The organism is Bradyrhizobium iriomotense (assembly GCF_018130765.1).
GTDB lineage: Bacteria > Pseudomonadota > Alphaproteobacteria > Rhizobiales > Xanthobacteraceae > Bradyrhizobium > Bradyrhizobium iriomotense_A.
Genome location: NZ_JAFCJZ010000024.1, coordinates 101,139 through 115,098 on the forward strand (window position 1 = coordinate 101,139; position 13,960 = coordinate 115,098).

General features: G+C 65.4%; 14 protein-coding genes. 13 read left to right on the forward strand and 1 reads right to left on the reverse strand.

Going from position 1 to position 13,960, the window contains the following annotated elements:
- The first annotated feature begins 8 nt into the window (after positions 1-8).
- From JQ635_RS31930 to JQ635_RS31970, 9 genes are read left to right on the forward strand one after another with little or no spacing between them, the layout of a single operon-like run.
- Positions 9-965, forward strand: coding sequence for an N-carbamoyl-D-amino-acid hydrolase (locus JQ635_RS31930; protein ID WP_211413755.1), 957 nt, complete (start codon positions 9-11; stop codon positions 963-965).
- A 32-nt stretch (positions 966-997) separates the two neighbouring features.
- Positions 998-1,825, forward strand: coding sequence for an ABC transporter substrate-binding protein (locus tag JQ635_RS31935; RefSeq protein ID WP_211413756.1), 828 nt, complete (start codon positions 998-1,000; stop codon positions 1,823-1,825).
- On the forward strand, positions 1,822-2,679 hold the full coding sequence (locus tag JQ635_RS31940) for an amino acid ABC transporter permease (protein WP_211413757.1): 858 nt from the start codon (positions 1,822-1,824) through the stop codon (positions 2,677-2,679). Before JQ635_RS31935 ends, JQ635_RS31940 begins: the two co-directional genes overlap by 4 nt.
- Positions 2,676-3,440, forward strand: coding sequence for an amino acid ABC transporter ATP-binding protein (locus tag JQ635_RS31945; protein ID WP_211413758.1), 765 nt, complete (start codon positions 2,676-2,678; stop codon positions 3,438-3,440). The genes JQ635_RS31940 and JQ635_RS31945 overlap by 4 nt, the downstream gene beginning before the upstream one ends.
- Before the next feature lie 16 nt (positions 3,441-3,456).
- The gene (locus JQ635_RS31950) at positions 3,457-4,272 is read left to right on the forward strand and encodes an ABC transporter substrate-binding protein (protein WP_211413759.1); all 816 of its coding nucleotides are present in this window, start codon (positions 3,457-3,459) and stop codon (positions 4,270-4,272) included.
- Complete coding sequence (locus JQ635_RS31955) at positions 4,259-5,143, forward strand: polysaccharide deacetylase family protein (protein ID WP_211413760.1); 885 nt, start codon at positions 4,259-4,261, stop codon at positions 5,141-5,143. The genes JQ635_RS31950 and JQ635_RS31955 overlap by 14 nt, the downstream gene beginning before the upstream one ends.
- 8 nt (positions 5,144-5,151) lie before the next feature.
- A complete protein-coding gene (locus JQ635_RS31960) occupies positions 5,152-5,808 on the forward strand; it encodes an aspartate/glutamate racemase family protein (protein WP_211413761.1) in 657 nt (218 codons plus the stop codon).
- A 42-nt stretch (positions 5,809-5,850) separates the two neighbouring features.
- Entirely contained in the window at positions 5,851-7,434 is a 1,584-nt protein-coding gene (locus tag JQ635_RS31965) for an ABC transporter substrate-binding protein (protein WP_211413762.1), read from the forward strand.
- Positions 7,431-8,804 carry an amidohydrolase family protein gene (locus JQ635_RS31970; protein WP_211413763.1) on the forward strand — a complete coding sequence of 458 codons (1,374 nt, stop codon included), beginning with the start codon at positions 7,431-7,433 and terminating at the stop codon, positions 8,802-8,804. The genes JQ635_RS31965 and JQ635_RS31970 overlap by 4 nt, the downstream gene beginning before the upstream one ends.
- A 177-nt stretch (positions 8,805-8,981) precedes the next feature.
- Here the strand turns inward: JQ635_RS31970 and JQ635_RS31975 are convergent, their stop codons facing one another.
- Entirely contained in the window at positions 8,982-9,902 is a 921-nt protein-coding gene (locus tag JQ635_RS31975; protein ID WP_211413764.1) for a LysR substrate-binding domain-containing protein, read from the reverse strand.
- Positions 9,903-10,180: 278 nt separating this feature from the next.
- Between JQ635_RS31975 and JQ635_RS31980 the strand changes: the two genes are divergently transcribed.
- The 4 genes from JQ635_RS31980 to JQ635_RS31995 are packed head-to-tail and all read left to right on the forward strand — an operon-like array spanning position 10,181 to position 13,954.
- The gene (locus JQ635_RS31980; RefSeq protein ID WP_211413765.1) at positions 10,181-11,215 is read left to right on the forward strand and encodes an ABC transporter substrate-binding protein; all 1,035 of its coding nucleotides are present in this window, start codon (positions 10,181-10,183) and stop codon (positions 11,213-11,215) included.
- Between the two features lie 23 nt (positions 11,216-11,238).
- A complete protein-coding gene (locus JQ635_RS31985; protein ID WP_211413766.1) occupies positions 11,239-12,279 on the forward strand; it encodes an ABC transporter ATP-binding protein in 1,041 nt (346 codons plus the stop codon).
- Positions 12,276-13,151, forward strand: coding sequence for an ABC transporter permease (locus JQ635_RS31990; protein ID WP_211413767.1), 876 nt, complete (start codon positions 12,276-12,278; stop codon positions 13,149-13,151). Before JQ635_RS31985 ends, JQ635_RS31990 begins: the two co-directional genes overlap by 4 nt.
- Positions 13,148-13,954 carry an ABC transporter permease gene (locus JQ635_RS31995; RefSeq protein ID WP_211413768.1) on the forward strand — a complete coding sequence of 269 codons (807 nt, stop codon included), beginning with the start codon at positions 13,148-13,150 and terminating at the stop codon, positions 13,952-13,954. The genes JQ635_RS31990 and JQ635_RS31995 overlap by 4 nt, the downstream gene beginning before the upstream one ends.
- The last annotated feature ends 6 nt before the right edge of the window (positions 13,955-13,960 follow it).

Here is a 13,960-nt window from a genome sequence, read left to right on the forward strand (position 1 = left end):
AGGCAATCTTGGTTCGTGTCCTTCGCGCCGCCGCCGCCCAGATGGGGCCGACGCAAAAAGCAGACTCGCGCCAGCATACGCTGGCGCGGATGCTGGCATTGCTGGAGGAGGCCGCCGGCCGCGGTGCCAGCCTCGTGGTGTTCCCGGAGCTCGCCTTCACCACCTTCTTCCCGCGCTGGCTGCTCGAAGGCGCCGCGCTCGACCAGTACTTCGAGCGCGGCATGCCGAACCCGGCGGTGGCAAAGCTGTTCGATCGCGCGCGTGCGCTGCGCGTCGGCTTCTATGTCGGCTATGCCGAGCTGACGCCCGACGGCCGCCGCTACAATTGCGCCATCCTGGTCGATCGCGACGGCGAGATTCTCGGCCGCTATCGCAAGGTGCATCTGCCGGGCTCGGTCGAGCCGCGCGAGGGCGCGCGCTACCAGCAGCTCGAGAAACGCTATTTCGAATATGGCGACCTCGGCTTTCCCGCCTTCCGCGCCGGTTCAGCTTGGGCCCATGCCATCATGGGCATGATGATCTGCAACGATCGCCGCTGGCCGGAATCCTGGCGAGTGCTCGGCCTGCAGGGCGTCGAGCTCGTCTGCATCGGCTACAATTCGGCGGCCTACGATCCCAATGGCGGCACGACGGAAGACGGAGCCTTGCGCACCTTCCATTCGACGCTGGTGACGCAGGCCAACGCCTACATGAATGCGACCTGGGCGATCTCGGTGGCGAAGGCGGGTGAGGAGGACGGCTCCGGGTTGATCGGCGGCTCCTGCATCGTCGATCCCAACGGGCGCATCGTCGCACAGGCGCAGACGCTGGCTGACGAGGTGATCGTCGCCGACATCGATCTCGATCTCTGTCGCCAGGGCAAGGACAAGATGTTCAACTTCGCCGCGCACCGGCGGCCGGAGCAATACAGGGTGATCACCGAACGCGCCGGCGTCATCGAGCCGGCCGTTCTCGACGCCGACTGAGCAAATGGCACGGCGCTGGCAAAGGAGCTGACATGACACGCCTCTCATTTTCTCTCGCTGTTGCTGCGCTGGCTGCCGTAACGTCCGCGCAGGCAGCGGAGCTGCCGGCGGAGATCAAGCAGGCCGGCGCACTGAAACTCACGGTCAACTCCACTTACGCGCCGATGGAATATCGCGATCCCGCGACCAATGAGCTGGTCGGGCTCGATATCGATCTGGCCAACGAGCTCGCCAAGCGGCTCGGCGGCCTCAAGATCGTCTGGAGCGAGACGCCGTTCGCCGAGTTGATCCCGTCACTCCAGACCAAGCGCGCCGATTTCATCATCTCCGGCATCTCGGACCGCGCCTCGCGGCGCGAGACCGCCGATTTCGTCGATTACCTCGCGACCGGCCCGCAGTTCTTCGTGATGGCGGACAACGTGGCCAAGGAGGCGACCGATCTCTGCGGCAAGAAGGTCGGCACCACCCGCAGCACCAGCTTCCCGGTCGAGATCGAGAAGTGGAGCAAGCAGAATTGCGAGCCGGCCGGCAAGCCGGCGATCCAGTACGTTCCGGGCGAGAACTCGATCGACGTCCGCAACCAGCTCAAGCAGGGCCGCATCGACGCCGCCGTGCAGGGCAGCGAGACGCTGCCCTATGCGCAATCCCAGGAGCCCGGCAAATACCGCATCGTCGGTGAGGCCTTCGCCAAAGGCTATCAGGGCATCATGTTCCGCAAGGACGATACGGCCTTGCGCGAGGTCGTGACCGAGAAGCTCGCGGCGATGATCGCCGACGGCGCCTACAAGGCCATTCTCGACAAATGGGGGCTCGACGCCAACGCGGTGGCCCAGCCCATGCTGAACGCGGCGCCGCAATGAAGCCGGCGCCGGCACTCGCGGAGGGATTTCCCGATCTGTCGGGCATGCGGATCGCGCGCGAGCCGCACTGGTTTCGCTGGATCAGCGCGGCCCTGATCGTCCTCGTGCTGGCGGCAATCGTGCGCGCGTTTGCGAACGGCCAGATCGAGTGGTCCTATGTCAGTCGCTTCCTGACCGTGAAGGTCATCCTCGAAGGCATCGTCAACACCATGGTGATGGCGGTGCTGGCGATGATGCTCGGCATCTTTCTCGGCATCGTCGTCGCGATCATGCGGCTGTCGCCCAATCCGGTGCTGAAGTCCGTTGCTGCCGGTTACACCTGGCTGTTCCGCGGCACGCCGCTGATCCTGCAACTGCTGCTGTGGTTCAACCTCGCGCTGGTGTTTCCGACCATCGGCATCCCCGGCCTTTGGAGTGCGCGCGCTGTCGACGTCATGACGCCGTTCCTCGCGGCGCTGCTCGGGCTCGGCATCAACCAGGGCGCCTACACGTCGGAAGTGATGCGCGCCGGCATGCTGTCGGTCGACATCGGACAATATGAGGCTGCGCAGGCGATCGGCATGGGTCGGCTGCGCGCGCTGCGCCGGATCGTGCTGCCGCAGGCGATGCGGGTGGTGATTCCGCCGCTCGGCAACGAGTTCATCGGCATGGTGAAGGCGACCTCGCTCGCCAGCGTCATCCAGTATCCGGAACTGCTGCACAACGCCGAGAACATCTACTACGCCAACTCCCGCGTCATCGAGCTCTTGATCGTCGCCGGGCTCTGGTACCTGCTCGTGGTCTCGATCCTGACCCCGCTGCAGATGTTGCTCGAACGCCGGTTTGCACGCGGCACATTGCGGCTCGCGCGATGACAAAACCTCTCGTCGCGATCCGCTCCGTCAGCAAGAGTTTTGGAGAGTTCCAGGCTCTCAGAGGCGTCTCGCTCGACGTCTGGCCCGGCGAGGTCATGTGCCTGATCGGCGCCTCCGGCTCAGGCAAGACCACATTGCTCCGCTGCATCAACCAGCTCGCCATGATCGATGCCGGTGGCATCTGGCTCGATGGTGAGCTCCTGGGCGTGCGCGAGCACGGCGGGAAGCTTCACCGCCTCAGCGAGCGCGAGATCGGGCGGCAGCGGCTGAAGACCGGTATGGTGTTCCAGCGCTTCAACCTGTTTCCGCACAAGACCGCGCTGGAGAACATCACCGAAGGCCCGACCCAGGTGCAGGGGCGCAAGCTAGACGAGGTGCGCGCCGAGGCCCTAGAGCTGCTCCGTCGCGTTGGGCTGGCGGCCAAGGCGGACTCGTATCCGGCGCAGCTCTCCGGCGGCCAGCAGCAGCGCGTCGCGATCGCGCGGGCGCTCGCGATGAAGCCGATGCTGATGCTGTTCGACGAGCCGACCAGCGCGCTCGATCCCGAGCTCGTCGGCGAGGTGCTCGCGGTGATGAAGGAGCTGGCGCGAAGCGGCATGACCATGATGGTGGTGACGCACGAGCTCGGCTTCGCGCGCGAGGTCGCCGACCGCGTCGTCTACATGGACCAGGGCGCAATCGTCGAGCAGGGGCGCGCCTCCGACGTGTTGGGCGCGCCGCGCGAGGAGCGCACCAAGGCATTTCTTTCGGCTGTGATCTGACATTGGGGGTGTGGTGATGAAGAGGCTTTTGGTTGCGGCGGCGCTGGTTGGCGCCATGACCGTATCGGCATTGGCGATCGAGCTGCCGCCCGACATCGCCAAGCGCGGCAGCCTCAAGGTGGCGCTGGTGCCGAACTATCCACCGATGGAGTTCCGCGATCCCGCCACCAACGCGCTGTCGGGTTTCGATATCGATCTCGGCGAGGCGATCGGCCGCAAGCTCGGCGTCAAGATCGAATGGACCGAGACCAGCTTTGCCGAATTCATGCCGTCGATTTCGACGGGGCGGGTGGATGCTATCCTGTCCGGCTTCACCGATTATGCGAGCCGGCACGAGATCGCGTCCTTTGTCGATTATCTGCGCAGCGGTCCAAAATTCTTCGTGCAGCAGTCCCGTGCGTCCGAGTTCAAGGACATGGCTGCGCTGTGCGGCAAGAAGGTCGGCGCCAGCCGCCGGACCATGTTCCCGGCCGAGATCGACAAGTGGAGCCAGAAGAACTGCGCCAGCAATCCGGTCCAGTTCGTCGGCACCGACGGCTCGGCCGATGCGCGTAACCAGCTCAGGCAGGGCCGTATCGACGCCGCCGTGCAGGGCAACGAGACGCTGCCCTATCTGATGGACCTCGAGCCGGGCACCTATGCGCCGGTCGGCGATGCTTTCGCAACGCAGTTCACGGGCATTGCGCTGCCGGTCAAGGAAAAGGCGCTTCAGCAGGCCATTCTCGAAGCCGTCGATGCGCTGATCGCCGACGGCACCTACAAGACCCTGCTTGCCAAGTGGAAACTCAACGACAACGGATTAGAGAAGGCGACCATCAATGCTGGACAGTAAGGCACTCAAGAGCATCCCGCTCGTTCCGGCCAACACCGCGGATCCCGCGCCGGACTATCCCTGGCCGAAGCCGTACAAGTCGGCGATGTTCCTGTCGTTCGACGTCGACGCGGAGAGCGCCTGGACCAGCAAGGACGCCGTGCATGCGCAGCGGCTCATCACCATGAGCTATGGCGGCTACGAGGCGCGCGTCGGTACGCCAAAACTGCTGGAGCTGCTCGACCAGCTCGATCTCAAGGCGACGTTCTTCGTCACGGGATGGTCGGTCGATGCGCATCCCGCGATGGCCGAATCGATCCTGAAGGCGGGTCACGAGATCGGCCATCACGGCTATCACCATCTCTTGCCCGATCCCGGCGATCCCTGGATCGAGGAGGAACTGGAGCGCGGCTTCGAGGCGCTGAAGCGTCGGCTCGGCGTCAAGCCGACCGGCTATCGCGCGCCCTACGGCGAGTTCACCGAGGAGCTGCGCGTTGCGCTGGTGCGCCACGGCATCGTCTACACGTCCTCGTTCCGCGACGACGTGCGGCCCTACCGCCATCGTCTCGCGGACGGCAAGCCCGGCACGATCGAGCTGCCGGTCACCGCGAGCTATGACGACTGGATGCACGGCCTGTCCGCGCGCTTCAGCCCGCGCTCGATCTTCCCCAAGGAGCATGTGCTCTCGATGTGGAAGGACGAGTTGGATGAGGTCCGCGACTGGGGCGCGATGGTGACGACGGTGCTGCATCCGCAGTGCAGCGGCCGTCCGATGCGGCTGCGCCTGCTGCGCGAGTTCCTCACCTACGTAAAGTCGTGTCCCGACGTCTGGATCACGACCGGCGAGAAGATCGCCGAAAACTTCCTGCGCCACGAAGCGGCCAACCGCTGAGCCAGGCCATGACCCGTCGCCGCATCCTCGTCATCAACCCCAGCTCGTCGGCGTCGGTGACGGCGGCGATCGACGACGCGGTTGCGCCGCTGCGCATCGCCGGCGGGCCTGACATCGAGGTCGTTGGCCTTGCGGAGGGGCCGCCGGGCATCAGCTCGCAGCGCGATGCCGATAGCGTCGTCATGCCGCTGGTGAACCGCGTGTCGCGCGACAAGGCCGATGCCTTCGTGCTCGCCTGCTTCAGCGATCCCGGCCTGCATGCGGTGCGCGAGGCCGCCGGTGGACGCCCGGTCATGGGCATCGCCGAATGCGGCATCTTTCGCGCGTTGATGCTGGGCGAGCGCTTCGGCGTGATCGCACTGTCGCCGTCGAGCATCCGCCGCCAGCAGCGCATGGCACGGGTGATGGGCGTCGACGGCCGCTATGCCGGCAGCTGGTCGGTCGGCGCGAGCGCGGCGGAGACGGCGGGCGCGGATATCCGCGGCCGCCTGATCGACGCCGGACAGGCGCTGGTCACCCAATGCCGCGCCGATGTCGTGGTGATGGGCTGCGCCGGCATGGCGTCGCACCGCGCGGCGATCGCGGATGCGATCGGCGTGCCGGTCATTGAGCCGGCGCAACAGGCGGTGGCCGCTGCGATCGGCGCGGTCTTGTTGAATGCTTAAAAAACGAACGATGAAGTTCGATCTCTTCAGGAGCCCCTCGTAATGCCCATCTCCCGCCGTTCGCTCCTCAAGGCCGCCGCCGCCGTGCCGGCGTTGTCGCTGCCAGGCATCGTCCGCGCTGAGTCCCAGTCCACGCTGCGCTTCATCCCCGTCATCGATCTCGCCTTCGTCGATCCCATCTATTCGACCGCGCAGGTGTCGCGAAACCACGGCTTCATGGTCTACGACACGCTCTACGGCATGAGCTCGTCGCTCCAGGTCTCGCCGCAGATGCTGTCGGGCCATGTCGTCTCCGCCGACGGGCTGCAATGGGACCTCAGCTTGCGCGACGGCTTGTTCTGGCATGATGGCGAGCGTGTGCTCGCCCGCGACTGCGTCGCCAGCATTCGCCGCTGGGCGGCGCGCGACGGCTTTGGCGGTGAGCTGCTGGAAGCGACGGCCGAGTTGTCGGCCGCCGATGACCGCACCATCCGCTTCCGTCTCAAGCGTCCGTTCCCGCTGCTGCCGCAGGCGCTCGGCAAGGCCGCGATCAATGCCTGCTTCATGATGCCGGAGCGGCTGGCGAGCCAGGACCCGTTCAAGCCGCTCACTGAGGTCATCGGTAGCGGCCCGTTCCGCTATCTCGCCGACGAGCGCGTGCAGGGCGCGCGCAACGCCTATGCCAAGTTCGAGCGCTACCAGCCGCGCACCGACGGCAAGCCGGATTGGACCGCGGGTCCGAAGATCGTGCATTACGATCGCGTGGTCTGGACCACCACGCCCGATGCCGGCACCGGTGTCGCCGCGCTGCAGACCGGCGAGCAGGATTGGCAGGAGACCACACCGCATGATCTGTTGCCGGTGATCAAGGCCGCCGGCGACATCGAGACACGCGTCCTCGATCCCCGCGGCTATGCCTGCATGCTGCGCCTCAACCATCTGCAGCGGCCGTTTGACAATCCCGCCGTGCGCCGCGCGCTGCTTGGCGCGATCGACCAGTCCGCATTCATGACGGCGGTCGCCGGCGTCGATCCGGCATTCCAGGTCTCGCCGATCGGCTATTTCGCACCCGGTACGCCGATGGCGAGCGACGTCGGTCTCGACGTGTTCCGCGGCCCGCGCAACTACGACAAGGTCAAGGCTGACCTGAAGGCCGCCGGCTACAACGGCGAGAAGATCGTGCTGCTTGTCCCCACCAACTCGCTGGCGCAAAAACCGCTTGGCGAGATCGCGGTGGATAGCCTGCGCAAGGCCGGCATGAACGTCGAGTATGCCGGGCTCGATTTTGCCGTCGTCCTGCAGCGCCAGCTCAAGAAGGACCCGATCGGGCAGGGCGGCTGGAGCGCGGCGGTTGGCAACTGGCAGGGCATCGACTGGCTCAACCCGGCCGGCAACACCAATATCCGCGGCGAAGGCAAGGTCGCCGGCTGGTATGCGAGCACGAAGATGGGCGAGTTGCGCAGCCAGTGGTTGGCGGCCTCCGAGCTCGCGGAGCAGCAGCGCATCTGCCGCGAGATCCAGGCGGTCGCGTTCGAGGAAATCCCCTATATTCCGATCGGCCTGTACAAGCAGCCGACCGCCTATCGCAAAGCCATCACCGGCATTCTCGACGGCACCGCCGTGTTCTGGAACGTACGCCCCGCATGAGCACCACGGCAATCTTCGGCAGCTATGTGCTGTCACGGAAAGACGGCGCGCAGGATGTGCTGCGCGATCATTGGGTCTTGGTCGAAGGCAAGAAGATCGCCGCGGTCACGCGCGACAAGCCGAGCGCGGACCAAACTTACGATCGCCCCGGCCGCTTCGTCTTGCCGGGTCTCCTCAACCTGCACAATCACTGCTTCTCCGAGGCGGTGGCACGCAGTCACAGCGAGGACGGCAACGGCCGCAAGAACAACCAGAGCATCGTCTACACGGTGCTGCTGCCGCTGACCAAGCGCGGCGCCGATATCCTGTCGGCGGAGGAACGCCTGGCGGTGGCGCGGCTCGGCATTCTCCAGCTTCTGAAGGGCGGCGCCACCACGGTGATGGAGCCGTTCCGCAATTCGATCCCCGAAATGTTCGATGCGGCGGAGGAGATGGGCATCCGCTTCTACGGCGCGCCCTATCTGTTCTCGACGTCCGATGCCAAGGCCGGCCCCGATGGTGTGGTCCAATATTCCGGCGATGACGGCGCTGCCGACATGGCCACATGGGACGCGCTCAATCAGCGCTGGAACAATCGCGGCGACGGTCGCATCAGCCTTGCGATGAGTCCGCATGCCACTGACACCTGCGGCCCCGATCTGCTGAAAGCCTGCGCCACCCGGGCGCGCGAGCTCGGCGTGCCCATCACGACGCACATGGCGCAGAGCCGCGCCGAGGTCGAGACCATCGGCAAGCGCTATGGCGGCCGCACGCCGGCGCAATATCTAGACTGGCTCGGCTTGCTTACGCCCGATCTGATGGCGGCGCATTGCATGTTCAGCAGCGACGACGACCTCAAGCTGATGGCCGCGCGTGGCATGACCGTGCTCAACTGCCCGCGCGTGTTCGCGCGTGCCGGCATCACGGCCGCCTTCAGTCGCTTCGCTGAGCACGGCGTCCGCACCGTGGTTGGCACCGACGGCTACAACATGGACCTGCTCGGCGAGCTCAATGCGGCCTCGCTGATCTCCAAGATCACCTCGGCGCGCCCCGATGTCGCGAACTCGCCGGAGCTGATCGAGGCGAACACGGCGGTGGCCGCCGACGTCATCAAGCGGCCGGATCTCGGCCGCATCGAGCCGGGCGCGACCGCTGACCTCACCGTCGTCGATCTCACCCATCCGCATCTTCAGCCGCTGTTCGATCCGCGCCGTGCGCTGATCGCACTCGCCAACCGCGCCAATATCGATCAGGTCATGGTCGACGGCCGCGTGCTGGTCGATGAGGGACGCTATCTCGGCGCCAACGAAGCGGCGATCACCGCCGCCGGCACCGCCGCGATCGGCAAGATCTGGGACCTGCCGGAGGCGCAAGCGGCGTTCAACGGGTGAGTGTTCTCCTGAAGCCATGAAGAAGGTGCGCTCCCTCTCCCGCTTGCGGGAGAGGGCAGGGGAGAGGGCTCTCTCCACATAGGGACACTCCCCGTGTGGAGAGAGCCCCCACCCGGCGCTTCGCGCCGACCTCCCCCGCAAGCGGGAGAGGTTGCAGCGAGCCCGCGGAGGGATCGTTCAATCTGAAGGCCTTTTCGGCAGATCGTCGAACTCGGCGAGCGCCTTGCGCATGGTCTCGACCAGATCCAGCGCCACCGGCGACGGGCTGCGCTGTGCTGGAAACACCGCGGAGAATTCGAAGTCGATGCGCGGCAGGAAGTGGCGCGCGACGACGCCGCGCGTGGCAAATTCCTGCGCGGTGAAGGGATCGCAGATTGCGACGCCCAATCCCGACGACACCATGCCGCACATGATCTCCGACAGCGTGGTCTCGACCCTGAGCACACGGCGGACATCGTGGCGGTGGAAGACCTGGTCGACGAGATGCCGGCTCGACGATCCCGCCGACAGCGAGATGAACGTCTCGCCTTCGAAATCGCGCGGCTCCAGCACTTCCTTTTCTGCGAGGCGATGACCGGTCGGCAGCACCGCGACGCGCGCCGGCGCCGGCAGCCGCTGGCTCGGCAGGCCGGAATGCGCGATCGGCACCTCGGCAAAGCCGACGTCGCATTGATTGTTCAGCACCCAATCGACCACGATCGGCGAGATGACACCGAAGAAGGCCAGGTTGAGGTTTGGCCGCTCCTTCAGGAAGTGACCGGTGAGCCGTGGCAGATAGCCGTTCGACAGCGCCGGCAACGCTGCGATCCGTAGCGAGCCGGTGCGGCGTCCCCGGATTTCTTCCGCCGCCGCGGTGATGCGTTCGAGGCCGACGAAGGAGCGCTCAACCTCGGTATAGAGCGCCATCGCCGCGGCGGTCGGCACCAGACCGGTGCCGCGCCTCTCGAACAGCTCCATTTTCAACAGGGCCTGGAGGTCGCGCAGCAACCGGCTGACCGCCGGCTGCGTCACCTTCATCAGCGCCGCCGCCTCGGTCACGCTGCCCGTGAGCATTGTCGCGCGGAAGGCCTCCACCTGCCGCGAATTGATCCGGGCCATATTCCTGTTTCCGTTCATAACATTTGTGCATGCAGAGGGTGCCATTATTCATTGGACGATGGAAGTATAGGTTGCGATCTTTTTCATCAGGACTGGAGACAGCCCGCTTTTTCGGCAGATTGGAGGGGTTCAAACCTCCAGATCGCGCCAAAATCCGCCGAATGGGGGCCGGAGCCCTGATCGGAAGCGGATTGGCGCGGAAGGAAATGCGGCAACGCGCTTCAGCCAGCGAGACTCGTCGGCACGTCACCTCATTCCGGTATTGGAGATCGGTCCATATGAAGACTCTTCGCCTTCTGACAGCGGTCAGCATCGCGGCGCTCATTGCCGCCCCCTCGGTCGCCTCGGCCCAGCAGAAAACGCTCTATGTCGCCGGCTACGGCGGCTCGTTCGAGAAGACCATCCGCGACGAGGTGATCCCGACCTTCGAGAAGGAGAACGGCGTCAAGGTTGAGTACGTCGCCGGCAACTCCACCGACACGCTGGCCAAGCTCCAGGCGCAGAAGGGCAATCAGCAGATCGACGTCGCCATCGTCGACGACGGCCCGATGTACCAGGCGATCCAGCTCGGCTTCTGCGGCAAGCTCGACGGCCTGCCGGCCGATCTCTACGACACCGCGCGCTTCAAGGGCGATCGCGCCGTCGCGATCGGCATCGTCGCCACCGGCCTGATGTACAACACCAAGGTGTTCGCCGAGAAAGGCTGGGCGCCGCCGACCTCGTGGAACGATTTGAAGGACACGAAATACGCAAAACAGCTCGTGATCCCGCCGATCAACAACACCTACGGTCTCGAAGCGCTGGTGATGCTGTCGAAGATGAACGGCGGCGGCGAGACCAACGTCGATTCCGGCTTCAAGATCTTCAAGGAGCAGATCAATCCGAACGTGCTGGCCTATGAGCCGTCGCCGGGCAAGATGACTGAGCTGTTCCAGTCGGGCCAGGCCGTGATCGCGGTGTGGGGCACCGGCCGCGTGCAGAGCTTTGCCAACACCGGCTTCCCCGTCGACTTCGTCTATCCCAAGGAAGGCGCTGCAACGCTGCTGACGACGGCATGTCCGATCACCAAGCCGAACGCCTCGCCGCTCGCTGCGAGCTTCGTCAAGATGCTGCTCGATCCAAAAATCCAGCTCGTGATGCTGAAGGACTATGGCTACGGTCCGGTGCTGAAATCGCTGGTGATCCCGCCGGAGCTCGGCAAGATGGCGCCGATCGGCGAGCGCGCGGCAAAGCTCTACAATCCGGACTGGACCGTCATCAACGAGAAGCGCGAGGAGTGGACCAAGCGCTGGAATCGCGAGGTCGAACGCTGATCGGTCGCAGCGGAGACAGCGTCATGGCCTATCTCGAGCTCGATCGGGTCGCAAAACAGTTCGGCGCGCAGACTGTGGTCGAGGACTTCAGCCTGTCGGTGGGGAAGGGGGAGTTCATCTCCTTCCTCGGCCCGTCCGGCTGCGGCAAGACCACGACGTTGCAGATGATCGCGGGCTTCCTTGACCCCACGCGCGGAGCGATCCGCCTCGAAGGCAAGGACCTGACCGCGATCCATCCGGCCAAGCGCGGCCTCGGCATCGTGTTCCAGAGCTACGCGCTGTTTCCGCACATGACCGCGGCGGAGAACGTCGCCTTCGGCCTCGAGATGCGTGGCGTGCCGCGCAGTGAACGGGCCGAGCGCGTCCGCGCCGCACTCGCGATGGTGGGGCTCGCCGGTTACGAGGATCGCCATCCCCGCCGCATGTCCGGCGGCCAGCAGCAGCGCGTCGCTCTGGCACGGGCGCTGGTGATCAAGCCGAGCGTGCTGTTGCTCGACGAGCCGCTGTCCAACCTCGACGCCAAGCTGCGTGAGGAGATGCAGATCGAGCTGCGCCAGATCCAGCGCACCGTCGGCACCACCACGATCCTCGTCACCCACGACCAGAACGAAGCGATGTCGCTGTCGGACCGCATCGTGGTGATGAGCCAGGGTAAGATCGAGCAGATCGGCACGCCGCAGGAGACTTATGAGCGGCCGGCCTCGGCCTTCGTCTCGCAGTTTTTGGGCAAGACGAATGACTTTGCCGGGACAATCGACCGGACCGTCGCGCCAACGCAGCTGGTGGCGGGCTCCTGGCGCGCGCCGGCGCCGGCCGGGCTCGGCGGTCCCGTGACCGTCAGCGTTCGCCCCGAAAGAATCGGCTTTGGCGATACCGGCCTCAGCGCAAAAATCATCACGCGCATCTTCCAGGGCAATCACTGGCTGTTTCAGTGCGACAGCGAATGCGGCCCGGCGATCGTGATCCGTCAGAACGACGGAAAAGCGCAGCCGGCCGAAGGCGACGCCGTTCGCCTCACCTGGCGCTCCGAGGACATGAGCGTGCGCGCGAGGGCCGGCGCATGAGCATGGCCGCCGAGGAACGCAGCGCACGCGCGCCCTGGGCGCTGACCGCGCCCGCTTTGATGCTGTTCGTCGGCGTGCTGCTGATTCCGCTGGCGATGACGGTGATGCTGTCGTTCCACGATTGGGGCCAGTACAAGGGCATCGAGCCGGTCTTCATCCTCAAGAACTGGCATGAGATCGCGACCGATCCCTATTACGCCGAAATGTTCTGGCGGACTTTTCGCATCGCGATCCTGACGACATTCCTCACCGCTCTGCTCGGCGCACCCGAGGCCTACATCCTCAACCGCATGAGCGGACGCTGGAAGAGCTTCTTCCTGCTGGTCATCCTCGGCCCGCTGCTGATCTCCGTCGTCGCGCGCACGCTCGGCTGGGCACTGCTGTTCGGCGGCAACAACGGCCTCGTCAACAAGCTGCTGATGTCGCTTGGCACGATCCGTTCACCCATTCCCTTCATGTTCACCGAAACAGGCATGGTCGTCGCGCTCGCGCATGTGATGATGCCGTTCATGGTGCTGTCGGTGTGGGCGGCGTTGCAGCGGCTCGATCCGCAGATCGAGAATGCCGCGATGTCGCTCGGTGCCGGCCCCGTGACCATCATCCGCCGCATCATCATGCCTCAGATCATGCCGGGCGTGCTGTCGGGCGCGATCATCGTGTTCTCGCTCTCGGCCAGCGCCTTTGCGACGCCCGCGATCATCGGTGGCCGCAGGCTCAAGGTCGCGGCGACGCTCGCTTATGACGAATTCCTCAACACGCTGAACTGGCCGCTTGGTGCGGCCGTGGCGACGCTTCTGCTGGTCGCGCTGGTGCTGATCGTCGTCGGCAGCAACGCGCTGATCGAGCGGCGCTATGCGGAGGTGTTCCGATGAGACGGAACGGCCCGCTCGCGCTGATCTTCCACACCATCTTCGTCATCGTCATGGTGGCGCCGATCCTTGTGGTCTGCCTCGTCGCCTTCACGCCCGAAGGTTTTCTGTCGCTGCCGACCAACGGCTTTTCACTGCGCTGGTTCAGGACCATCCTGAACTACCCCGAATTCATCCACGCCTTCTGGGTCAGCCTCGGCCTCGGTGCGCTCTCGTCCTTCGTGTCGCTCCTGTTCGCGGTGCCCGCGGCGCTCGCGATCGCGCGCTATCGCTTCCGCGGCCGTGATGCGCTGGCGGCGCTGTTCCTGTCGCCGCTGATGATCCCGCATGTCGTGCTCGGCATCGCTTTCCTGCGCTTCTTCACCTCGGCCGGTCTCGGCGGCAGCTTTGCGGCGCTGATCATCGCCCATGTCATCATCGTGTTTCCGTTCGCGCTGCGGCTGACGCTGGCGGCGGCAACCGGCATGGATCGTACCGTCGAGATGGCTGCGGTCTCGCTCGGCGCCGGCGGCTGGACGCTGTTCCGCCGCGTGACCTTGCCGCTGATCCTGCCCGGCGTCATCAGTGGCTGGGCACTCGCCTTCATCCAGTCTTTCGACGATCTCACCATGACCGTCTTTCTCGCGGCACCCGGCACCGAGACATTGCCGGTGCGCATGTTCCTTTATATCCAGGACAACATCGATCCGCTGGTGACGTCGGTCTCGGCCTGCGTGATCGCGATCACCATGACCGCCCTCATTCTGCTCGACCGCTTCTACGGGCTCGATCGCGTGCTCGCCGGCAAGGGCGACACGGGACGATAGGAGAAC